This is a genomic window from Chlorogloeopsis sp. ULAP02 (genome assembly GCF_038404745.2).
GTDB lineage: Bacteria > Cyanobacteriota > Cyanobacteriia > Cyanobacteriales > Nostocaceae > Chlorogloeopsis.
The window spans coordinates 1-22,881 of the sequence record NZ_JAYKTT020000080.1 but is presented as its reverse complement, the minus strand read 5'-3'; the positions used below and the strand labels follow the sequence as shown (position 1 = coordinate 22,881).

General features: G+C 41.3%; 16 protein-coding genes. 9 read left to right on the top strand and 7 right to left on the bottom strand.

Annotated elements, in window-relative coordinates; all coding sequences use genetic code 11:
- The first annotated feature begins 117 nt into the window (after positions 1 to 117).
- Positions 118 to 1,302 carry a glycosyltransferase gene (locus U2718_RS28580; RefSeq protein ID WP_341993678.1) on the top strand — a complete coding sequence of 395 codons (1,185 nt, stop codon included), beginning with the start codon at positions 118 to 120 and terminating at the stop codon, positions 1,300 to 1,302.
- Positions 1,303 to 1,399: 97 nt separating this feature from the next.
- Here U2718_RS28580 and hpnH read toward each other — a convergent pair whose 3' ends face one another.
- Both hpnH and U2718_RS28570 read right to left on the bottom strand, forming a co-directional pair.
- Positions 1,400 to 2,422: an adenosyl-hopene transferase HpnH gene (gene hpnH / locus U2718_RS28575; RefSeq protein WP_341993679.1), complete on the bottom strand. Its 1,023-nt coding sequence runs from the start codon at positions 2,420 to 2,422 to the stop codon at positions 1,400 to 1,402.
- A gap of 212 nt (positions 2,423 to 2,634) precedes the next feature.
- Positions 2,635 to 4,011, bottom strand: coding sequence for an ATP-binding protein (locus U2718_RS28570; RefSeq protein ID WP_341993680.1), 1,377 nt, complete (start codon positions 4,009 to 4,011; stop codon positions 2,635 to 2,637).
- 336 nt (positions 4,012 to 4,347) lie between these two features.
- Between U2718_RS28570 and U2718_RS28565 the strand changes: the two genes are divergently transcribed.
- The 3 genes from U2718_RS28565 to U2718_RS28555 all read left to right on the top strand — a co-directional run bounded on the left by U2718_RS28565 (position 4,348) and on the right by U2718_RS28555 (position 6,392).
- A complete protein-coding gene (locus tag U2718_RS28565; RefSeq protein ID WP_341993681.1) occupies positions 4,348 to 5,040 on the top strand; it encodes a response regulator transcription factor in 693 nt (230 codons plus the stop codon).
- Positions 5,041 to 5,300: 260 nt separating this feature from the next.
- A complete protein-coding gene (locus U2718_RS28560; protein ID WP_341993682.1) occupies positions 5,301 to 5,852 on the top strand; it encodes a CAP domain-containing protein in 552 nt (183 codons plus the stop codon).
- Positions 5,853 to 6,392, top strand: a complete 540-nt coding sequence (locus U2718_RS28555) for a DUF1830 domain-containing protein (RefSeq protein WP_341993683.1) — start codon at positions 5,853 to 5,855, stop codon at positions 6,390 to 6,392.
- Between the two features lie 340 nt (positions 6,393 to 6,732).
- Here U2718_RS28555 and hpnA read toward each other — a convergent pair whose 3' ends face one another.
- Positions 6,733 to 7,716 (bottom strand): hopanoid-associated sugar epimerase, encoded by a 984-nt coding sequence (gene hpnA, locus U2718_RS28550; protein ID WP_341993684.1) that lies wholly within the window; start codon positions 7,714 to 7,716, stop codon positions 6,733 to 6,735.
- On the bottom strand, positions 7,716 to 10,460 hold the full coding sequence (locus U2718_RS28545; protein WP_341993685.1) for an efflux RND transporter permease subunit: 2,745 nt from the start codon (positions 10,458 to 10,460) through the stop codon (positions 7,716 to 7,718). Before U2718_RS28545 ends, hpnA begins: the two co-directional genes overlap by 1 nt.
- A 162-nt stretch (positions 10,461 to 10,622) precedes the next feature.
- Between U2718_RS28545 and U2718_RS28540 the strand changes: the two genes are divergently transcribed.
- Positions 10,623 to 11,351, top strand: a complete 729-nt coding sequence (locus U2718_RS28540) for a nucleoside phosphorylase (protein ID WP_341993696.1) — start codon at positions 10,623 to 10,625, stop codon at positions 11,349 to 11,351.
- A gap of 574 nt (positions 11,352 to 11,925) precedes the next feature.
- Here U2718_RS28540 and U2718_RS28535 read toward each other — a convergent pair.
- Positions 11,926 to 16,077 carry a PAS domain S-box protein gene (locus U2718_RS28535; protein ID WP_341993686.1) on the bottom strand — a complete coding sequence of 1,384 codons (4,152 nt, stop codon included), beginning with the start codon at positions 16,075 to 16,077 and terminating at the stop codon, positions 11,926 to 11,928.
- A gap of 214 nt (positions 16,078 to 16,291) precedes the next feature.
- On the opposite strand from U2718_RS28535, the gene U2718_RS28530 reads away from it, so the two are divergent.
- Positions 16,292 to 17,536 (top strand): DNA cytosine methyltransferase, encoded by a 1,245-nt coding sequence (locus U2718_RS28530; protein WP_341993687.1) that lies wholly within the window; start codon positions 16,292 to 16,294, stop codon positions 17,534 to 17,536.
- Positions 17,509 to 18,486 carry a Bpu10I family restriction endonuclease gene (locus tag U2718_RS28525; RefSeq protein ID WP_341993688.1) on the top strand — a complete coding sequence of 326 codons (978 nt, stop codon included), beginning with the start codon at positions 17,509 to 17,511 and terminating at the stop codon, positions 18,484 to 18,486. The genes U2718_RS28530 and U2718_RS28525 overlap by 28 nt, the downstream gene beginning before the upstream one ends.
- Before the next feature lie 41 nt (positions 18,487 to 18,527).
- Here the strand turns inward: U2718_RS28525 and U2718_RS28520 are convergent, their stop codons facing one another.
- Positions 18,528 to 18,779 carry a hypothetical protein gene (locus tag U2718_RS28520; RefSeq protein ID WP_341993689.1) on the bottom strand — a complete coding sequence of 84 codons (252 nt, stop codon included), beginning with the start codon at positions 18,777 to 18,779 and terminating at the stop codon, positions 18,528 to 18,530.
- Positions 18,780 to 18,982: 203 nt separating this feature from the next.
- On the opposite strand from U2718_RS28520, the gene U2718_RS28515 reads away from it, so the two are divergent.
- On the top strand, positions 18,983 to 19,405 hold the full coding sequence (locus tag U2718_RS28515) for a hypothetical protein (protein ID WP_276747978.1): 423 nt from the start codon (positions 18,983 to 18,985) through the stop codon (positions 19,403 to 19,405).
- Here U2718_RS28515 and U2718_RS28510 read toward each other — a convergent pair whose 3' ends face one another.
- Complete coding sequence (locus tag U2718_RS28510) at positions 19,406 to 21,553, bottom strand: glycoside hydrolase family 10 protein (RefSeq protein ID WP_341993690.1); 2,148 nt, start codon at positions 21,551 to 21,553, stop codon at positions 19,406 to 19,408.
- A gap of 393 nt (positions 21,554 to 21,946) precedes the next feature.
- Between U2718_RS28510 and U2718_RS28505 the strand changes: the two genes are divergently transcribed.
- Positions 21,947 to 22,564 (top strand): CDP-alcohol phosphatidyltransferase family protein, encoded by a 618-nt coding sequence (locus U2718_RS28505; RefSeq protein WP_341993692.1) that lies wholly within the window; start codon positions 21,947 to 21,949, stop codon positions 22,562 to 22,564.
- Positions 22,565 to 22,881 lie beyond the last annotated feature (317 nt).

The following is a 22,881-nucleotide window of genomic DNA, read 5'->3' as shown; positions in this document are numbered from 1 at the left end:
TATACATTAATGGCATACTTCAATTAAAGTATGAATTATACTCTTTCTACTATGTATGCTTTTAATAACAACATAGTTTAAATGTAGCAGGATGTAAAGTTTTTTGTCAGTAATATTATGGCAGCAGTGGAATTAAGTCTGGCAGTTCTGTCCTTATTGATTTGGATAGGATTACTAATTTGGCGAGGGCAGTTTTGGCAAATAGATCGGCAATTAGAAGTTGCACAAACAACGGATAAAAGATTGCCATCGGTTTGTGCAGTCATTCCTGCGCGAAACGAAGCAGATTTACTGCCAATTACTTTGCGATCGCTTTTGAGCCAAGACTACCCTGGCTTTTTTACCATTGTTCTAGTTGATGATCGCAGTACAGATGAAACTGCCAAAGTTGCCAAACAAACTGCCCAAGCGTTAAACAAAGACAATCAATTACAAATTATTACTGCCAAACCATTACCTTCTGGGTGGACAGGTAAACTATGGGCAATGGAGCAAGGTGTGCAAACAGCAACAGAAGCGCTCCAATCCAAATCTCTACCAGAACCAGACTACTTTTTGTTCACTGATGCAGATATTGAACACGAGCCCGCAAATCTCTCTCATCTGGTTGCGAAGGCACAACAGGAAGATTTAGAACTGGTTTCCGTGATGGTACGACTGCGATGTGACAACCTGTGGGAAAAACTTTTGATCCCAGCTTTTGTTTTTTTCTTTCAAAAACTTTACCCTTTTCGCTGGGTTAATAATCCAGACAAATCAACTGCTGCCGCCGCCGGAGGTTGTATCCTCATTCGCAAAGAAGCACTAAAGCGAATTGGGGGTATACAAGTAATTCGGCAAGCATTAATTGATGATTGCGCCCTTGCTCATGCAGTCAAATCAAGTGGTAATGGGCGTATTTGGTTAGGACTTAGCGAGCTAGCTCGCAGCTTGCGTCCTTATCCTTCCCTCAGTACAATTTGGGATATGGTTGCCCGCACTGCCTTTACTCAACTCAACTATTCGCCTTTGTTGTTAGTTGGAACTGTTTTTGGGATGACCTTAGTTTACATTTTTCCGCCTTTAAGTTTAGTTATGGGCGGCTTGAGTGGTAATTACTTGCTGGCAGCAATAGGTTTATCAGCATGGCTTTTGATGTCTGGCTCATACTTACCAATAATTCGCTTTTATAAATGTTCTTCTTGGCTGGCTTTATGTTTGCCAGGAATTGCTTTTCTTTATACACTCATGACAGTAGATTCCGCAGTACGTCATTGGCAAGGGCGAGGTGGTGCTTGGAAAGGACGAGTTTATCAAGGGTGAACAAAGGCACAGAGCAGTAGATGTGGTAAGTGCGAACATATTATCTTCGCCAATACCCTTACTGCTCGTACAAATTTCGCGGATGCGATCGCGACAATTAATTGCCCATACCCAACAGCGTCATTACCGATCGCCCAATATTAGTTGGTTGCATGGCATCTATTGCTGCGGTTGGCTCATAACCGCAATGCACCATACAATCTGCACACTTAGGATTGCCGCTAGTGCGTCCGTATTTGCTCCAATCAGTTTTTTCGAGCAATTCTTCAAAGGTGGCGTCATGCCCTTCATTCAGCAGATAACAAGGTTTTTGCCAACCAAAAACACTGTAACTCGGACTTCCCCAAGGCGTGCATTCGTAGTCTTTTTCACCAGTAAGAAAGTCTAAAAACAGCGGGTTGTGGTTGAAATTCCAATTTTTTGTACCAGCTTTGTAAGGAGCTAAAATCTCGCGGAAGAGTGCGCGTGTTTGCTCTCGCTTGAGAAAATGCTCTTGATCGGGTGCCAATTCGTAACTGTAGCCAGGGGAAATCATCATGCCGTCAATATCAAGCGCATTCAGAAAGTCAAAAAACTCCTGCATTTTTTGAGGATCGGCACCTTCAAAAATAGTAGTGTTGGTAGTGACGCGAAATCCTTTAGCTTTTGCAGCGCGTATAGCTTGAACTGCAATATCAAAAACACCTTTGCGATCAACACAGCGATCATGCCACTCTCGCATTCCGTCGAGATGAACACTAAAAGTTAGGTAGGGAGACGGTTGAAATTTTTCTAGGCTCTTTTCTAACAATAAGCCATTAGTGCATAAGTAAACAAACTTTTTGCGTTCAATCAATCCCCTCACAATTTCATCAATCTGGGGATGCAGTAGAGGTTCTCCGCCTGGGATAGACACTATCGGAGCACCACATTCTTCGGCAGCCGCAAAGCATTGTTCTGGAGTGAGGTGCTTTTTAAGCACTTCAGGGGGATGTTGGATTTTACCACAGCCAGAACAAGCAAGGTTACAACGGAATAGAGGTTCCAACATCAAAACTAAGGGGTAGCGTTTACGTCCTTTCAAACGTTGAGCTACCAGATATTTACCAACTTCCAGAGCTTGCTGTAAATGAATTGCCATTTTTTTCTTACACTCCTCTGTATAAATATCAAACCATTAATGACAAAGGAAAAATAGTGCTGAATATTTCTTATTGTTAATGAGAAGGGTTGGGGGAACGGGTTGGGGGAAAGAAATATTTTATTAAGACTGTCTTTTTCAAGTTAGACGTTGATGTAATAAATTACGCAATGAGAGAAAAATATTATTCTCTAGCCCCTAGCCAAAGATACTTAAACCACTGCATCGGTAGTGTGAGGAATTCTAACAGTAAATGTGGTTCCAATGCCGACTTCACTTTCTACTTCAATCTCTCCTTGGTGAAGTTCCACACACTTTTTGACAACCGCTAATCCCAAACCAGTACCTGTTATATTTTCAACATTTTGACCCCGATATAATGGTTCATAAATTTTCTGTCTATCTTCTGATGTAATGCCTATTCCTTCATCTTTTACTTGGAAGATAGTATATTCTTGTTCGCAGTTTAAAATTAAGTATATATTACCTCCATTTGGTGAATATTTAATTGCATTCAAAAGCAAATTACTAAGGATAGAATATAAAAGTTTTTCATCCACTTTTGCACGAGAACAATGACCGTACTTAATAAATTTCAAGGCAGGTGGCTGTATGGCAAAGAACTGTAAATCTTCTAGTAAATTTAAGCAAAAACTTTCTACATTTATTAGTTGAGGATTAAACTCTAATTTACCTGCCTCTGCTCTATTTAGTGTCAATAGATCTGTAATTAACTGATTCATCAACTTGGCTGAAGATTGAATTCTATATAAATTTTTTAATTGGTTTTTATCAACTAAATCTTGTAGAATTTCTTTCAGCAATTGAGATGAAAGTAAAATTACACTTAAAGGCGTACGAAATTCATGAGAAATCATTGAAAAAAGTTGCAGCTTAAGTTCACTTAACTCTTTTTCTTGAGCAAGAGAACGTTCTAGCTTTTCAATTCTTTCGCGCTTTATCCATTGGCGATACAGGCTAAAACATAGACTAGAGACAACTGCAAAACTTAGAAATGTACCAAGATTTTCTAGTATAGTTCTATAGTGAATAGATAATTGAGATTCATGAAGAGAAATTTTTAGATAACGTTGTTCTTCTGTTTTTATATTTGCTAACACTGTGAGAATTTCTTCTCGAATTTTCACACTATTTTCTGTAATTAAATCTTGGGCTTGAAATGCTGATTTATTTCTTTGATACAATTCAATTGATTGATTGAATAAAGCGAATCTTTGATTCATCAAAGAGTTTAGTAACACCAGTCGCTGTAGTTGACTAGAACTTGGATGTATTTGATTGCGAAGAGCCTGAATTTCAGACTGCATATTTTTAACTGCAATTTGATGGCGCTCTAGCTCTTGTTTGCTCCCTAAAAAGATATATCCCCGTCGTCCCGATTCGGCAACTGCCATATTTGCATAGAAGTCTGTCAGAGTATTGAGGGTTTCATAAGTATGCTGTACTCTATCAGCACTTTCTCTAAGTTCTATTGTGTTTTTATATGAAGCGAAGCTAACTAGCCCCATTAATAAAAGAGTTAAGCAAAATCCTCCTGCTATCCATTTTCCTTGGAGAGACCACTTCATAAAATATTACTAAGTCTTGATTTGATGACATAAGTACTTGTTTGATCGTGGCCTATTTAGGGTACTTCAAGCAAGGGGATAGGGAGAGGGGAGAGTGGGAAAAATTCTTCTCCTTGTCCCCGCGTCCCCTATCCTTGATTGCTTCTGAACGAATCAGTAGGTTAATAGCAGGATGTCGTGCTAGAGTCAAAATATGTCTACCTGGACATTGAACAATAACTAGAGAAAAAAGAAGGGAAATTGATAACTAACATCCGGTACCCAATCACAAGCATCCAGTACTCTTCTATATCAGGATAGCGTGAGCTTTGTGTTTAGGATCTTGGTAATTACTTTATGCGTATTTTGGTAGTTGAAGATGATACTCAGCTGGCAGAGGTATTATCAGAAGCTTTAACTAGACGACAGTATGTAGTAGATATAGCCAAAGACGGAGAAACCGCTTGGTACTCAGTAGAGTCTGTAAAATATGACTTGCTGATTTTGGACGTGACGCTACCAAAATTAGATGGTATCCGCTTTTGCCAACGTTTACGCACTACACAAGTCAGTCATCCTGCATATTGTAACTATGCTGTACCCGTATTGATGCTTACAGCCCGTGATACTGTAGTAGACAAGATTACTGGGCTAGATGCAGGAGCTGATGATTATGTGGCCAAGCCATTTGATCTTGAAGAGTTAATGGCTCGCATTCGTGCTTTGCTCAGACGTGGAGGTTCTGCAACAGTATTGAGTTTTTCTTGGGGAAGTTTGCTTCTCAACCCAAGTACCTACGAGGCTACTTACGACGGTAAACCTTTGTCGTTTACCCCTAAAGAGTATGCCATTTTGGAGTTATTGGTGGCTAATGGCAGACGGGTGTTGAGCTGTTCTAGCATTATTGAGCAAGTTTGGTCTATGGATGACACACCCGTTGAGGAAACCGTTAGATCTCACATCAAATGTCTCAGGCAAAAGCTTAAAACCTTAGGCGCTCCTGAAGATTTTATAGAAACGGTTCATGGACTAGGTTACCGCCTGAAATAGAGAAATTTAGTATTTTTGTTCTGATCTCATCTCCACAACTTCTGCACATTTCCTACGCAGAAATTGCATAAGAAAGTTGTATATTCTGCATATGTAGGTTGTATATTCTGCATATATAGGGTGTATGTTCTTTAAAATATGTAAAGAAAACATCAATACTAACTCTTTTACAAAAGTTAACTATTGGAGTAAAAATTCGTAAGGAGGAACACAGGAGTTATAACAGCAAATCATAATTGCTAGTCACTAGGTAATTGTCTATGATGCGACAATCTGCTTTTGGCATAGCTTTAGGGGTGCTTTTTATTGCCAGTGGATTGACAACCGCTTATGCGCTAAGTCTGACTTCTGCTCTTAAGAACTCGGCTTTATCGTGTCAAATCTCATTGCCTGCTAATCTTCAAACAACTGATGTAGAAAAATCAGTATTTAACCAGATAAATAACTATCGGGTTTCTGTTGGTTTGCCCAAGCTCACTCTTGATGAAAAAATGACTGAGCAGGCAAGGATTCACAGTCAAAATATGGCTAACGGTAAAGTGCCTTTTAGCCATAAGGGATTTGAACAACGAGTCAATGCGATCGCTACTCACTACAAAAGTGCAGCAGAAAATCTGGCTTTTAACCAAGGATATAGTGATCCTGCAACTGAAGCTATTAATAGCTGGCTTAACAGCTCCAAGCATCTACCTAATATCAAAGGCGACTATAATTTCACTGGAGTTGGTGTAGCTGTAAACAGTAAAGGCGAAGTCTACCTGACGCAAATTTTCTTGAACGATAGAGGTTTTGAAACAAATCGGCGCAAATAGATGAAATTGAAGCATTTTCACTATGGCTGGTTAATTGAATTAATACCAATGCCAACAGGATATTTGTTTAACTGTTGGATGCCAGGGGAAAAGACAGGGTTAAGCGATCGCCAAATTTATCCCACCTTCGTTCAAGCTTTGACGGTAGCCAAAAGACGGGCAGATTTACAAACAGTGAGTTTATCGTTAACCCATTTTCTCAACCAGTCATATAAGTCGTGCAATCTCAGCCTGCCGGAATATCAAGCTTTGGAAAAGTCTGTCTTCGACTTTGTAAAACAAGCCACTAGAACTGATATGCCATACACTTCGACTTTAAAACAGGCAAACCAAATTCTGTGTTTTTACAAAAACACAACAAGTCAGATTCAAATCGCTCGGATTTCAAATATTGCTAATAACTTTGAGCAAGTAATTTTTCCTGGAGAGCAAGTGCTATTTGAAGCTTCTCCTGAAGCTGAACTAGAAATCTATACGAGTGACACAACAGGTGCAGAAGTTGCAAATAAAATTCTTTGTTCCCAATTACAAGTACTATGACTAGTTTTACATATCCATACCAGAAATTCCGTCACTGGAAAATAAACACAGATAGTTTCCAGAGAATACACAATGACTTTGATCGCGGCTCAGGCAGGGCTAATTTTATAGCAGGTGACAGGTGACAGGTGACAGGTGACAGGTGACAGGGAACAGAGTTAAAAGTCTTTTGGTGTCTAAGTTTTATCATCTGTTGATGTCCTAATGACTTTAGCCGTTGCTATATTTCACTTTAAGGTTGCTTAATTCTGGAATAGCCTATTAATCAATGGTTTTAATCCAAAATCCAAAATTGATATCAGCTATTCATGGCAAAATCTCACACTTTCCCTATACCCTGTCACCTAGCCCCGATCCCCGTTCCAAACCAATCGACAGCATCTTTGAGTGCCACACTCAGGGAAGATTGAGGTAAACCCAATTCTCGTACAGCCTTTGAGGCATCGTAGTACATGGTTTGTGTTGCCATCCGCACACCATCCAAAGGAACAGAAGATGATTTACCAACTAAGGTGAGAATTTTTTCATCAACCCAAGCAACACTCAGGGGCAACCAGGCAGGCACAGCTCGTTGGGGAGCATTTAAACCAGTAATCTGGGCAAGTTGATCGAGGAGTTGTTTGAGGGTGAGATTTTGATTGCCGAGAATGTATCTTTCTCCTGACTTACCTTTTTGCAAAGCTAGTAAATGTCCCTTGGCAACATCCCGCACATCAATAAAATTCAGTCCTGTATCCATATAAAATGGCATTTGCCGCCGTAAAAACCGCAAGATGATATCTCCTGTGGGGGTTGGCTTAATATCCCAAGGGCCAATGGGGCTGGTAGGATTAACCACAACTATATCTTGCCCTGCCCGTGCCGCTTGCATGGCTTCTTGTTCAGCTAGAAACTTAGACTTTTTGTAGTTACCAACCAGTTTTTCTAAAGGACTTTGATAAGTTTCATCTACGACTGTACCTGCTGCTCCCACTCCGATTGCAGCAACTGAACTAGTGTAGACGGTTCGTTCAATACCTGCTTTTCGAGCAGCTGCCAAGATATTGTGTGTACCCAAAACATTATGGCGGATTAAAAGATCCCTGTCTTTTTGCCACAGCGAATAATGGGCTGCGACATGAAACAGATATTGGCAACCAAGCATCTGCTGCCATAAGTTCGGATCGTTTAAATCACCTTTGACAAACTCTACATCTAGTCCTTGCAAGTTGTCGAGTCTACTAGAAGAACGTACTAAAGCTCTAACTGTATATCCTTCTTGTAAGAGTAACCGCACCAAGTTAGCGCCAATAAAACCTGTACCACCTGTGACAAACACACGCATCAACTTTTCCCCTTGTTTTCAAAACGGGGAAACCAATCATCAAGAATGGTGTAAACCACTGGTACCACAATTAAACTTAACAAAGTTGAACTCATCAAGCCACCAGCAATAGCCACTGCCATCGGCGATCGCAATTCAGAACCTGCTCCCAACCCCAAAGCGATCGGCAACATTCCTAAAATTGTGGAGGCTGTTGTCATCATAATTGGTCGCAGGCGCACAGGCCCAGCTTTGAGAATAGCTTCGGTACGATTTAATCCAGCAGAACGTAATTGGTTAATGCAGTCTACCAGCAAAATGGCACTTTTGTTAGTTAATCCCAGCAAAAAGACAAAGCCAAGCAGCGAGATCATCCCAAAGTCACTTCTTGTCGCCACTAGTGCCAGCATTGCTCCTACTAATGCTAAAGGTAAGGAAATGCAAATTACTAGGGGATCTACCCAGCTTTTGAATAGGCAAACCAGTACGGCAACAATACACAATGCTGATAAAGCTAAAGTAATGCCAAAACTGCTGAAAACTTCACCACTACGGGCAGAGTCTCCTCCTAAATCCAAGGAAACACCAGCAGGTAAAGCATCTGTTGCCGCTGCTACTAACTTATCAGTAGCATCACCTAAGGATAAATTCTTGCCCAGGTTGGCACTGATATAAGCTACTCGCTCATTATTCAAACGTTCGATTTGAAATACTTCATCTTGTCCATCTGTGACACCTGTAACAGTGACATCAGCAAAGCCTGGTTGGTTTTGAATACGTTCTTTAATTGTTTGAGCAGCTTGACTCAAGGTATTGAGATCGTTGCCTTGTAATGCTACTTCTAGAGGTTTTTGATTGCCGGTATCAACAAATTGAATATCTTCAACGCTAACGCTGACGCCGGGAAGTTTGGGCAAAGAGGTGCGGAATTGTTCTTGTAACTCTGAGGTGGCGATCGCGCGATGATCTTTTAGTTTAACGTAAAGCTTGCCTTTATTTGGTTCTCCTTCACGAGTGCCTGCGAGCGTAAAAACTGTTTCTACTTCTGGTGATTGTCTAACTACTTCTTCTAATTTCTTGCCAACTTCAAGAGAATTATTCAAAAGAAAAGAAATTGGAGATTGAGAAGGAAAAAGAGCTGAAAAAGACGGAGAGACAAGACTACTCCCTGGGGCAGAAAATTCGGAAACAAAACTTTCTGCATTTTCACCTAAGAGTGTTCCTGTGTCTCCTCCCAATTGCTCTAACTCTTGGGAATTCTTTGGCAAAGGAGTGGTATAAACTATATTGAATTCACCACGATCTAGTTTGGGAATAAATCCCTTAGGAACTAGTGGAATCAAGGCTATGCCTGCAAGCAAACTCAAAGCAGCTAAACCTAAAACTATGCCCCGGTGATTAATAGACCAACTTAGCAAGTCTCGATAAAATTGAGTAAAGCCTACCCACAAATTTCTTCTTCTGGCAGAGGTTACAGATGATGTCGGTTTGAGCCAGTAAATAGATAAAACTGGTGATAAAGTACGAGCAATCAGCAAAGAAGTTAACATCGCTGCTGAGACAGTGATACCGAAAGGCTTAAAAAATTGACCAATTACTCCACCCATTAACCCTATCGGTAGAAACACTGCAACTGCTGTCAAAGTTGCTGCTGCGACTGTCAAGCCAATTTCATTGGTAGCTAAGAGGGCAGCTTGTCGTGGATGTTCTCCATCTTCTATATGCCGCATGATATTTTCTACATCCACGATCGCATCATCAACAATAATGCCAATTACCAAAGCTAGAGCCAATAGTGTAATTGTCTCCAGATTGAAGCCGAAGATTGCCATCACAATGAACGTCCCTAAAAGGGAAGTAGGAATTGCTAGTGCCGAAATCAGTGTAGCTTGCCAATTCCACAAAAAAGGAAAAATTACTAATACTGCCAAAACAATGGCTTCAACTAGAGCTTCGATAGTGGCATGGGTGGCATTGCGAATATACTCTGCTTGGGTGGCAGCTAGACTGAGGTTAATATCAGGTAACTTTGAGCGTAGTTGTTGAACCTTGTTCTCTACCTCGCTCACAACTTCCAAGGTGTTGGCATCACCGCGTTTAATTACCTGAAAAGCCAGCGCATCTTTGCCGTTAAATCGCACTCTTGTTGCTCCCTGCCCAGGAAGAGGATTGCCATTTCCATTTACAGAGTCAACAGAAGTACCTAAAAGTGAGACTCTCAGCACCCCAGGCAATTTTGCTATCTCAGGTAAAATTTGCTGTTGAGTTAATTGAGTTAAGTCTGTTAAGTTCTTTGAAGAACTCTCAATTGCATAACTAACAACAGCCGACTCGTTCAAGTTAACGGGAAAGATTTTAAAACTAGCTTCTTGAGGAAGAGATACCTGCTTGAGTAAAGTTTCTACTTGCTGAGTCGATTGTTCAAGGTTTGTACCGACAGCAAACAGGAGGCTAACAACTGTTTGTCCGGGATAAGTAGAGGAGCGGATGTGATCGGCTCCTGCTAAAGATTGGAGACGTTGCTCTAAGGGTTGAGTAAGCTTTGCCTCTGTATCTAAAGCTGTTGTGATTGGAGCGCTAGCATTGACTACTACTACCGGAAAGGTAATATCTGGAAATAGAGCATACTTGAGAGAACTAAAAGCTAAAATTCCCGCCACCATCACAGCAAGCCAAAAACTTACTGTTAACCAGGGATATTTAATTGCTAATTTAGAAGGATTAAAGCGCTCTCGCAGATTTTGGGAGGAATTGGTTTTTACCATCGTTGATCGAGATTGTCGCTTACTTTTTGATTGTAAGTTTAATTACACGTTAATTACACGCTTATACAACATCAATATTTTTGAAAAAATTTTTAGGATACTTTCTATACAGATAAAAAAACTAGGTATTGTGTTTGCATAATCAAAGTAACAGTGAAGCTAGTGTCACATCAAACATCTATCCAAGCAATTTTAGTTTGTCAGGGTGTGGAGTACCAGGCTGTGTGTCGGGGTTTGCGCCGCGTTCCTAGTTCTATAAATTCAGTGGTACCAATACCTGTTGGCGGAAATGCTAACTCTAGATTTTTGCCCACAAGTCAATATTTGCAAGAGCTCCTGAAGCTTCCGAAACCAAGAGTATTGGTTATGGGTTTGTGTGGCAGCTTAACTCCCAACTACAAAGCAGGCGAGGTTGTGCTTTACCAGAAAAACATTTATCAGGACAATATCGATAGTTCATTGCAGCATAAAAGTTGCGATCGCACTTTTACTTGCGAGCTTGACTTGCTTTTCCAAACAAAGGTTCCTCTGGTAACAGCCCTAACAAGCGATCGCATAATTTGCTCTGCTGATGAAAAACGCCATCTCCACCAAATTTTGAATGCTGAGGTGGTAGATATGGAAGGATTCGCTATTTTGGAATTTTTTGAGCAAACTGGAGTTTCTGTGGCAATGTTGCGGGTAGTTAGTGACGGATGCGATCGCGACATACTCAATCTTAACTCCGCACTAAGTCCGGATGGTTCCCTGCAACCTTTAGCTTTGACAGTTGCCATGCTCAAACAACCTATTGCTGCAACTAGGTTAATTCGAGGTTCTTTGCAGGCACTAAAAGTGTTGGAGGAAGTTACGACTTTTTTGTTCAAACATAAATTGCTTCAAATTTACTGAAATTTTTGCACAACTGGTGCTAGGTGCTATAATTCGCCTAAATCTTAAGCAAAGGCTTATTTTGCTGTCTTCTCTACCAAACAGGCTCAAAAATGCTGCTTTCAGATTAATCTACTCTAAGGTAGATATAATTTCTCAATTGAGTCTGATACACTAGAGCAAGCATGAGTAGCTAATATTTTTAAATCTAAAAGTTTCTGAGCAACGCTCATATTTTGATTAATTGTATTGCATACAAACGATAATTAATTTAACCTTCTAAAATTGAATCTTAAAATCACGATCTTCACTGGCAAGAAGAACTAAAAATTTTTAGAGTTTTAATATCCATTCACTTAGTGACCCACTTGCTTAAGGTGGGTTTTTACTTTATTTAGTAATAGAAGAGTGCAGCGCGATCGCATCAATGCAATATCAAGTCACACATCAGTGATCGCGCAATTATTCAACTATAATTCATTGCTAAGTACCCATGCATAAATAATTTAGTCATTTACTGTTCCCTGTTAAGAGTTCCCATCGCTATATTCCTTCCCTGTTCCTCGTTAAGAGTTCCCTTGCCTAACTAGACAATTTATTTTGCACGACTACTTATTCCAGCCAGTTTAGCTACAACTGTCAGTAATTGAATTGGCTCAATCGGTTTAGGAACGTGCATTTGAAAGCCAGCGGCAAGAACTTGGAGGCGATCGCCTTCTCTGGCATAAGCCGTAAGAGCTGCGGCTGGGATTTGTCCACCTTGTTCTAGTGGCAGTTGGCGAATTTGCCGCATCAGAGCGTAACCATCTTCACCAGGCATACCAATATCACTCAAGAGTATGTCTGGTTTTACCAATTGTAAGATTTGTAGAGCTTCACGAGTAGAAGCGGCGGTAATAACATTTGCACCATATTCTGAGAGTGCTGTTGTTAAAAATTCCCGTGCATCTGCTTGATCATCAACTGCCAGGATTTTTAGCCCCTGGAGATTAAAGTGAGTCTGCCAGTCTGTTTGTCGTTGAATTGAAAGTTCTGGTTGACTTGGTGTAGAGTCAGTGCCAAGAAGCGGGAGTTGCACGGTAAAAGTTGCTCCTTGCCCTTCACCCTTGCTAGTAACTGAAACTGTGCCGTTATGTAGTTCTACCAAATTACGCACGATCGCAAGTCCTAGCCCCAATCCTCCCTGAGTGCGAGTTGTCGTGGCATCTGCTTGGCGAAAACGAACAAAAACATAAGGTAAAAAATCAGAACTAATTCCTCTACCAGTATCAATTACCTGAATTTGAGCATAGGCACCCACCTGCTCTAGTCGAATTTCAACTCGCCCGCCTTCTGGAGTAAACTTAACAGCATTGGAGAGCAGATTCCAAACTATTTGTTGCAAACGTTCTAGATCACCATAAACTAAGCCAACATTGGAATTAAGTCTAGATTCAATTTGAATTGACTTGGTGTTGGCAGTGGGGCTAACTGTATCTAATGCTGCTTGGATTGCTGTCATCAGACTTGTTGGCTGCAAATCTAAACGAATTTGCCCGCGAATAATCCGCGAAATATCGAGCAAATCTTCAATTAATTGAGTCTGTGCTTGAGCATTGCGCTCAATGGATGCGAGTGCTCGTTCGGTTTTGTCGGGAGCTAATCTTCTGGCACGGAGCAGGCGTGACCATCCCAAGATACCATTGAGAGGCGAGCGCAATTCATGAGAAACAATTGCTAAAAATTCATCTTTCATGCGACTAGCTCTTTCAAGTTCTATTCGAGCTGCACGTTCTCGCTCCAATGCCTGCGCCCGTTCTTCGATCGCCAACTTTTGATCGTGAATATCTGTACAAGAGCCAAACCATTTTACAATTTGACCGTCTTGATTTCGTAATGGTAATGCTCGTCCTAAATGCCAGCGATATTCTCCATCACAGCCACAACGCAAACGGTACTCAATATTATAGTTTTCTCCTGTACGAAGGCTATTGTGCCAAACTTCGATTGTGCGTTGCACATCCTCAGGATGTAAAATATTTTGCCATCCATTGCCTTGAGTTTCTTCTAAGCTTGTTTGCGTGTAATTATACCAGCGTTGATTGAAATATTCGTGATAGCCATCCGGTTGTGTAATCCAAAACATTTGCGGCATAGTATCTGCAAGTGTCCGGAACATTAATTCGCTCTGACGCAATGCCTCTTCTGCTTGCTTGCGATCAGTAATATCTAAATCCACACCAGTCATCCGCACTGGGTTGCCAATGGCATTATAAAACACCTGCCCTCTACCGACTGCCCAACGAATTTTACCGTCTGGCTTAATGAATCGAAACTCGATATTATACTCTTGTTGCTCATAAACAGCGCAATTGATTGCTTGTAAAACCCACTGGCGATCGTCTGGATGAATCATTGCCATTACTGTTTCATATCGACAGTCAAAGCTACCAGGAACAAGACCAAACAGTCGCTCTAAATTTGGTGACCAGTAAACTTCCCCAGTTTGAATATTCCAATCCCAACTGCCCATATTAGCAGCTTCTAGTGCCAAGTTTAACCGCTCTTGGCTCTCTCGTAGTGCCTCTTGAGATTGCTTGCGTGCTGTTATATCGAGGACATAGCATAAGCCTTCGCGATCGCTATCAAATAACGCTCCACCAATTTCCACCCAAACTCGGCTGCCATCTTTGCGGAAAAACTCTTTCTCGAAGGGGGTAAAGGTGCCAACGGCTTGAACTTCTTCTACTGCCTGTTGGCTTCGCTCTGTATGTTCGGGTGGTGTGAGTGTATCCCAGCGAACTTGTCCAGCAAGCAAATCTTCTTGATTAAAACCAACGGTTTCAAGAAAAGCGTCATTTGCATCAGTAATGTTACCATGTACATCACCAAAGAAAATACCAATGATATTAGAGTCTACAATCCGCCGTAGTTGAGCTTCGCGTTGACGCAAGGCAGTTTCTGTTTCTTTGAGCTTGGTAATATCACGGGTAACAGTCAATACTGAATCAATGTAACCCTCTTCGGTAAACTCTGGTACAATTTGAGTTTGGTAAAAGTGAATTGTGCCATCGGGAGCCGGAAAACCAAATTCGTCTACTTGCGTCTGCCCTGTTTGGAATGCGGCTTGCAGGTTTATTTGCCATTGCTGATGTTGCTCTTCGTTTTTCCAAACTTCTGCTACTGTTTTGCCAATCAACTCCTCAGATTTTAAGCCAGTTGCTTTTTCATGCACACTGTTCACATAAATGTAGCGCAGTTCACGGTCAATCCGCATCACTACATCTGGAGAGTTCTCTACTAGTGCCGCCAGTTCCTGCTTTTGATGGCGAAGTTCTGCTTCTGTTTGACGGCGATCAGTAACATCCCGCCAAGTGGCAACAAAGCCATCTCCAAATTTAGCAATGCGGATGTCAAAGGCTCGAACTAAGCGCCGATGCCCAAAGTTATCTTCGTAAATTAATTCATCTTTAACCAGAGGTTTCCCAGTTTCTACCACCTGGCAGTATTCATCAAATAAGCCACAGTCTCTATGCCCTGGCAAAATTTCACAAAGTCCCTGACCAATCTGCTCCTCACGAGTCATAAGATTATTAAGGCAGGCTGCATCATTAACATATTCAACTCGGAAGTCTGTAATGCGCCCAGATTCATCGCGGATGGCACAGTAAACCCCAAAACAGTCCAACATATTTTCGACAGAGGTGCGAAAGAGTTCTTCACTCTCCTGTAATTGTTGGTTAGCTTCGGCAAGTAAGAGATTTAATTGAAAGAGTTTCTTGCTAAGTTGGAAATGGGTTTGAGCTTCGGCAGTGGGAGTAACTAGAGAGTTGTTCCGCTCTGTAATCATAGTCCCGATCACCAATCCCACAACACACTGGATCAACAGGCTAAAATTATGAGTCTGGAGAATTTCGGTTGCTAGCGAAAATATTGGCAGTGAAATAAAGTCGGGATAAACAAGCAAGTAATAAAAGAGTGTTATTAGTACACAAAAGCTAGCAGTCAGCATTCCACCCGTAACGCCAAAGCTGATGGCTGCCCAAATAATAGGAATGAAACTTAACAGGGAAAACTGCTCAAATGTAAAATTTATTTCTTGTGCTGCTGCAACAGCGAGCCAAGCAATATATGTGCTAACTATGAGAATCAAGACAATCTCAGACAAGCGATCACGCCAAAAATGAGCAGTGATTAATTGTGGTTGGTTGGCTTCAGATTGCTCTGCAACTAGTATCAATCGCCACTGCCGCAAAAATGGAGTGAATAGTAACAGCATTGGCGGCACGATCGCCATTGTCGCGATCGCATTCCCTAACCACCACTGAGCGATTATTGCACTTAGGTTTGCTTCTGGTAGCTTTCCCAAAGCAAATAAGGTTGAGGTGCCTACAATTGCTGAAGTGGCACAAGCAGCGAGGGGCGCGCTCAAAATAAACTTTATAGTATTTTTGAGTCCTTGGAGAGTTAGCGAACCCCCAAAGCAATAGCGGTAAATAAACCAAGCAACCAAAGGTTCTATTACATCTGTTAGCCCGACGAGGCGATGCCAACCCTCATTACCCCAAAAAGGTGCCATGACAATAGAAGCGATTCCTGCCAAGATAGCACCAATTGGGCCAAACCAGAGTGTCAAAGCGATCGCAACTCCAGATGGAGGAAACCACAAAGAAACAGCAGGTTGAACCCGGTAAAACAGTGCCAAGCCGTGAGCCAGAAACAGTGTTAGCAAAGCCAACAGGAAGACAATCCATCGATTGCGGAGCATGAACTTAAGGCAGGAATCGAAGATACAACTTTTACTATCTCACAACTACTTTGTAGCGCAACGTCTGAAGTGCGATCACTAATCATGGGGGTGTTGCACTGCACCAAGTTGTTAGGTAGTGTGCTTAGTATCTCCCTTATGTAGCAGTTGACAACATGGTACAAGAGTATCATGCTAATTTGTTTAGAACTTAAATGCTTTATGGTGGGGGCTTATGATTAGGGGAGAAAAACCTATCGCTATAGACCTGTTTGCTGGAGCTGGTGGCTTTGGTTTGGGTTTTGAAATGGCTGGTTTCTCTGTGCCTCTATCTGTTGAAATTGATACTTGGGCTTGCGATACGCTGCGTTGCAACCGCCCCGATATGACAGTTATTCAACATGACATCCGTGATTTTAATACGGAAAGTAGTGTTAAGGAAATTTGTATCTTTAAACCAGACATTGTGATTGGCGGGCCTCCATGTCAAGGTTTTAGTATTGCCGGGCCAGCTCAAAAAGATCCTAAAGACCCCAGAAACAGTTTGTTTATTAACTTTGCTCAATGGATAAATTTTCTTGAACCTAAAGCATTTGTAATGGAAAATGTAAAAGGATTACTGTCACGCAAAAATGCAGAGGGACAAAAGGTTATAGATATTATTAGGAAGACCTTTCAAGACCTTGGATACTTTGTGGAAGTATGGATTTTGAACGCTGCTGAATATGGTGTACCGCAGATTAGAGAGCGCATTTTTATCGTCGGCAATAAGAGGGGCAAAGAGTTAGGCTCTCCTAGAAAGACGCACTCTCTAGAACTACAATATCTCAGTCGATCTCAACTATCTGTTTCTGATGGCACAGAGGTACTACCTGCTCTAACTCTATGGGACGCAATATCAGATTTACCAGAGCTTAATGCACGGGAAGGTAATGAAGAGCAACCTTATATTGTGGAACCTCAAAACAATTATCAAGTTTGGGCTAGACATGGTAGTTACATACTTTATAACCATGTTGCGATGGAACACTCCGAGCGGCTTGTAGAACGCTTCAAACATATTAAATGGGGTGAATCAAGTTCAGATGTACCAAAAGAACATGGAGCCAGACGACGTAGTGGCAATGGCGAGTTATCAAATAAAAGTTATGACCAGAACAATCGCCGCTTAAATCCCCATAAGCCTTCACACACAATTGCAGCCTCGTTTTATGCTAATTTTATTCATCCTTTTCAACATCGAAATTTAACAGCCCGTGAGGGAGCAAGAATTCAGTCTTTTCCTGATAACTATCGTTTTCTAGGAAAGAAAACTGTTGTATCTCACAAGCTATTACATCGAGAAGCAAGATTCGATGAGAAATTTCTTTGCCAGTACAATCAAGTGGGTAACGCTGTCCCACCTATTCTTGCGAAAGCAATTGCACTTCATCTGCTAGAAAAATTAGAGCTATGTCAAAAACTGATAGAAATCCGCTAGTTCATGGCTCTAATCTTCAGCAGAAGGAAAACCATCGTACCAAATATAGAGATGCCGATAGTAGAAAATACCTCAGTGAAATTAGAACTGAGTACGATAAATGGCATTTAGCCAATATGAATTTGATCGGCCCAACATCAAAATCTACTGAGCAGGATGACGCAATAATTGCTAAAAGAGTAGAGCTTCTCTCTACATACAAAGATTTTTTAGATCAGCAGCATTATGCTGAAAAATTTGACTCAAGATCAAACCTTCATTCTAGTGTCTTAGAGGAATTTCTTTATTATTTATTTAAAGATTTGACAGGCGATTTTGGAGAAAACGCTCTTATTGGTAAGTCACATACATTTAAAGATATCTTTTTTGTGCCACCAAAATATTCTGAAATGCTCAAGCGACCCTATGCGCGGATTGAGAAGAAGGATCATGATTTTGTCATTGGTGCAACTATTCAAGTATCATTTGAAGCAGCACCTCCCCCAGAGCAAGATGAAAATACTGGTGAGATACTTCCTCTTCTAAAAGAAGAGCCAAGTACATATTCTGAGGTGACAGTTACAGGTAACACCGAGACACACATTTTTGACATACCAGTTGTTGCAATCGAGTGTAAGACGTACCTTGACAAAACTATGCTTGAAGGTTCTTCACGCGCAGCAGAAGATTTAAAGGCAAGAAATCCTAATAGTTTGTATCTTGTGGTTATGGAGTGGGTTAAGCTAACCAGTGATGTAAATTTACGAAAATATAAAGTTGACCAAATTTATGTGCTACGTCAGCAGAAAAATACTGACCGAGAGTTTAGATACGAATTAACCTATGACAAAAATCCAATTAACCCGATTGTTGTGCAACACCTCTTTAAAAAGGTGCGAAACCATTTAACAATGGATTGGACTGGCGGGATTGAACATGGTATACAGCGCGGATGGTTAATTGACGAATAGATAGGGCTTATATTTAAATCCAACAGTATCGAAAAAATAGATCAAGTCGATTCAATAAGCAAAAAGGCATATTGCTTACTCAAAATGCTTAAATGAGTTCTCAAAATGCCCGATCGCTTTCTCATTTTGGTGTTTTCCGCAAGCAAAAAGGCATATTGCTTACTCAAAAAGCCTAATTGCCTTCTCATTTCAGTAGATCGCGCACTCCTAAAGGTATTTTCCGCAGGCAAAAAGGCATATTGCTTACCCAAAAAGCCTAATTGCCTTCTCATTTCGGTAGATCGCGCACTCATTTTAGTGTTTTCCGCAAGTAATCGACAGATCGCTTGCTCAACTTAACTGTTTGCTAACTCATATCAGTAATTCTTGCACTTGCGATCACGATCGCTTTGTAGCAAAAGCTATTGCAGATTTGCCGAAATACTCTCAAGGCAATCAATACCGAAAATTATTAAAGTAAATATTATTACCCGTAATTGAGGAGAAAGTTTAGATTATGGCTCGTCAAAAAAGAAGCTCTAAAATTTTAGAAAGAGCAGTGCGTCGTGCGGCTAGCATGAACTCAATTGATCCGAATTTAAATGTAGGCAATGGACTTACCTTATCTACCTTTTCAACTCTAATCGAGAAGATGCGAACTCAAGAAAATACCTACAATACTGCCCTTTCCAACTTGGATAAGTTATACCGTGAAATGCTCCAAACAGAGCGCGAGTTGGCAGATATGGCAGAGCATATGCTGTTGGGAGTTGCGACTCGATATGGCAAAAGCAGCACAGAGTACAGCATGGCGGGAGGAGTTCCCAAAAACCAGCGTCGCAAAGGGCTGCGAGGTGAGTCGCCAACTCCCAATTCACAGCAACCTGCGTTTGTTGCCAGTGTGGAAGGTAATGGGAGTGGAAAGAAAGCAGCAACCTAATTAATTGCGATCGCGAAAACCCTGCTGCCCATTGATTGGATCGAAGAGTACATCATATTTGTCAAAAAATGCGATTCCACTATTCACAATCACAGGATGCTGTGCCTGTGCAGATACATTAAGATTCCATATATCAAACCCATCGCGGTTTCCCGGCACAACGCTGTAGTCAAAGATGCCAGGGATTGTTACCTGTACTGTATTTTCTGGGCGTAACTTTCCTGGCTTGAGTTTACCCGCAAGGGAAGCAGACTTAATTTCAGTAAAACCACTACTTGTTCCTGTATCGGTGAGCATTTTCCCGTTACAGGTATTGTTCATTGAGGTTCCAGCGACAGTTACACAAACTCCATTGAGTCTAGAATCCCATCTGCTGCCAGGTATGCCACTAATCGCAGGTTGTTGGCTCAGGGAAGTCATTTTAAAACCTTCTCGATTCTCTGCTGTCAAACCGAGAATCAGGCTACCATTGTTGCTATTAGTTCCATTACCAGTAACAATAAATCCATTACTGAAATTCCCTGGTAATTTTCTCAATGGGTTATAGGGAAGTGACTTCTCAAAATAGTTGACACCGATAATACCGGAGAAGGGCGTTCCACTTTTGGCAGAACAATTAGGTTTTTGGGAGATACATTGACGACTGGTAACAACCTGCACGGGAATAGGTTCTTCTGTTGGAATCGGGCCAATCCGTGCATTAGTATAAACTAACTCTCCCTGTAGGATAGTTCCATCACTTAATACTTCCTTGACAACTTTACCTGTTCTACGAACGGGGAAATTTCCCAAAAACTCTTTCGGGACTCTTAGCCCTGCCGAACCTGTATCCATTAAAATCCGTTTGGGCTGCCCACCTGCCACTGCCACTTCTAGAAAATAGCCACGACTTCTTTGCCCGACAGAGCCTTTTGTATGCAAAGGAAGTGATAGAGAATTATAGCTTGGTTTGCGGGTTGTAATTTGAGAGATATCGCGTGCAGCCAGATTGGGGAAGAGGGCTAGAAATCCGTTTTGTCTTTGATCTACAGGTTCTGGTGCATAATCCCAAAGACTTTCGTAGTAGAAAAAGACTACACCTAAACCGCGTCCTTGAGCAGCCCGTACTTGAGACTGAATTTGTGGCATGGAAACGGGACGATTTCTCAATCCTGACATAATACCTATACCAGTAGGTATTAATTGTTGTGTTTCGATAATTTCTGGGCGAGTAAGTTTACTGTTAAAAGTTTGCAAATCATCACGGTAAACCTGCATCACAAGCTCATCTACAATACCCAGGCGCACCCAGTTGAGCCAGTCTTGCAGTTGAAATTTATAAGCAAAGTCGTAGTAATTAGGAGAAACAGAAAAAATTGCATTAGGTTTTCTCGCTTTCACAGCTTGGTTGAGCTTAATCATAAACGCTGTGATTTTATCTGCCCGCCATTGTATCCATGCTTGAGCTTGAGGATTGGGCGGGGGAGGATTCCCAGTTTCCTTAGTGTATAGATCAATTGTGTACTTGTCGTAACCAAAATCCACAGGTAAACTCATGTGGTCGTCAAATTGAATACCATCGGCGTTATATTTGCTAACTACTTCCACCACAAGATCGGTAATAAACTTTTGCACCTCTGGGTGGAAGGGATTAAGCCACGCCACCTCACCCGCAGCACTAATCGAAGTTTTTGTACCATCCCGCTTTTGTGTTAGCCAATCTGGATGTTCGGATGCTAGTTCTGAAGTCAGAGGAGCCATAAAGCCAAACTCAAACCACGGAATCGCAAGTAAACCTTGGCGACGGGCTTGAGCAATAATATCTGCAATTACATCTTGTCCCTCTGCGCCTTTAAAGAGAAAAGGGATACCCATTCGTTGTGCTACCGCACTTGGATATAGTGTATAACCATCATTCCAAACCAAAGGATAGACTGTGTTAAAGTTCAAGCGACGCAATTGCTCAATTGCGTCTTGTAGTTTGGCACGATGTCTAACGATGTCAAAGTCATTATTTGTCAGCCAAACGCCGCGAATTTCTGAGGAGGGTAACTGGGAGAGTTGAGCAGTTACAGGGGTGAGGTTTTCTAGTAGCAGTACTGTAACAAATGCGATCGCAAACAGAACTGGAAAAAGACGCTTAATTGATCGAATAAAAGGCAATTGCATAGGTGTGGATAATAAATAAAAACTAGTTGTTAAGCTTTATACATTGATATTGGAATATTGCCATTGGTTTGGAAAAGATTTATGCATTTATGCTGAATAATGAAGTTAATTTATAAACTTCCATTCAATCCATCCACGACATTACTTCACCAGGAACACTGATGCAGATTTGGTTGAGTTAGATATTTGACGCAGTTAGTGAGTAAGGAGTGCCAAGTCACCTGAGAAAATCGAACAAAAACTGCTACTCATGCCTATTGAAACAAAATCTGCCTTTACAGTATCGTGTAGTTTATTCATCTGAAAATGGCTGCAAATTCATAAAGTTTGCTCAAGAGTGTGGTAAAAACGAATAATCCGCTTCGTTTTATCTCAAAAAGACGTAATCTATCTATGACAAAAAAGCCTTGGGATGCCCGACTTGCTAGCTGGTTAGTTAGTCCCTTCAAAGACAGTTGGGTAACACCCAATCATCTGACTACAGTTAGACTAGTCACTGGGTTGTTAGCAACAGCAGCGCTAGCAGTTGGTAGCTCTAACTGGGCAAATATTGGAGCCGGGTTGTTTGTCTTATCAAACTTTTTGGATCACACAGACGGTGAATTGGCTCGAATGAGTGGGAAAAGCAGTAAATGGGGACATCAATACGACCTTGTTAGTGACGCCATCATTCATATACTCTTATTTGTGGGTATTGGTTATGGTTTAATCAACAGCAAACTCGGTATTTGGGCATTGCTGATGGGTATAGTCTCCGGTGTTTCTGTTGCTGCTATCTTCCACTTGCGAAACCTGATGGAACAGCAACATGGTAAAGACGCAACACGACAGCCAAATTTTGCTGGTTTTGATATCGAAGATATATTGTATTTGTTTCCAGTTGTCACTTTGCTAGGCAGATTAGAGCAGTTGCTGATCGCAGCTACTATTGGTGCGCCAACCTTTGCTATTTGGGTAATTTGGCAATTTCGCTCCATGCCCCGTCCTGGAAAAGCAGAAGAGTTGCTGTAGAGTTTATTTTTGAAGGGCTTTCATGCTTTCCCCGTGTTGGTAAATGCGGTGAATCAATTCCATAAATTGTGCTCAATCAAAAATGTTATACCAATTCTCTAAAATTTTGCTATGCATCAATCTCCGCGTCTGCCTGTCTTTGCGTCATTATCTGTAACCGCTTTTTGAAGAATTAGTATTATTAAGCGTGTCAAACTAAAAGACAAAGTTTTGATCAAGGTTTTTAACTGATTCGCCGTAAGTCCCGCGCTGTAATCTTTGATTCAGCGCCGGGATATAAGACGGGCGGTAACGATTGTATCTTTGACTATTGCTTT

Coding starts and splice junctions, on each gene's coding strand:
- U2718_RS28535 (WP_341993686.1), bottom strand. CDS start 16,077: ATGCTCCGCAATCGATGGATTGTCTTCCTGTTGGCTTTGCTAACACTG.
- U2718_RS28525 (WP_341993688.1), top strand. CDS start 17,509: ATGTCAAAAACTGATAGAAATCCGCTAGTTCATGGCTCTAATCTTCAG.
- U2718_RS28530 (WP_341993687.1), top strand. CDS start 16,292: ATGATTAGGGGAGAAAAACCTATCGCTATAGACCTGTTTGCTGGAGCT.
- U2718_RS28505 (WP_341993692.1), top strand. CDS start 21,947: ATGACAAAAAAGCCTTGGGATGCCCGACTTGCTAGCTGGTTAGTTAGT.
- hpnH (WP_341993679.1), bottom strand. CDS start 2,422: ATGGCAATTCATTTACAGCAAGCTCTGGAAGTTGGTAAATATCTGGTA.
- U2718_RS28565 (WP_341993681.1), top strand. CDS start 4,348: ATGCGTATTTTGGTAGTTGAAGATGATACTCAGCTGGCAGAGGTATTA.
- U2718_RS28510 (WP_341993690.1), bottom strand. CDS start 21,553: ATGCAATTGCCTTTTATTCGATCAATTAAGCGTCTTTTTCCAGTTCTG.
- U2718_RS28520 (WP_341993689.1), bottom strand. CDS start 18,779: ATGAGTGCGCGATCTACCGAAATGAGAAGGCAATTAGGCTTTTTGGGT.
- U2718_RS28545 (WP_341993685.1), bottom strand. CDS start 10,460: ATGGTAAAAACCAATTCCTCCCAAAATCTGCGAGAGCGCTTTAATCCT.
- U2718_RS28515 (WP_276747978.1), top strand. CDS start 18,983: ATGGCTCGTCAAAAAAGAAGCTCTAAAATTTTAGAAAGAGCAGTGCGT.
- U2718_RS28570 (WP_341993680.1), bottom strand. CDS start 4,011: ATGAAGTGGTCTCTCCAAGGAAAATGGATAGCAGGAGGATTTTGCTTA.
- hpnA (WP_341993684.1), bottom strand. CDS start 7,716: ATGCGTGTGTTTGTCACAGGTGGTACAGGTTTTATTGGCGCTAACTTG.
- U2718_RS28580 (WP_341993678.1), top strand. CDS start 118: ATGGCAGCAGTGGAATTAAGTCTGGCAGTTCTGTCCTTATTGATTTGG.
- U2718_RS28560 (WP_341993682.1), top strand. CDS start 5,301: ATGATGCGACAATCTGCTTTTGGCATAGCTTTAGGGGTGCTTTTTATT.
- U2718_RS28555 (WP_341993683.1), top strand. CDS start 5,853: ATGAAATTGAAGCATTTTCACTATGGCTGGTTAATTGAATTAATACCA.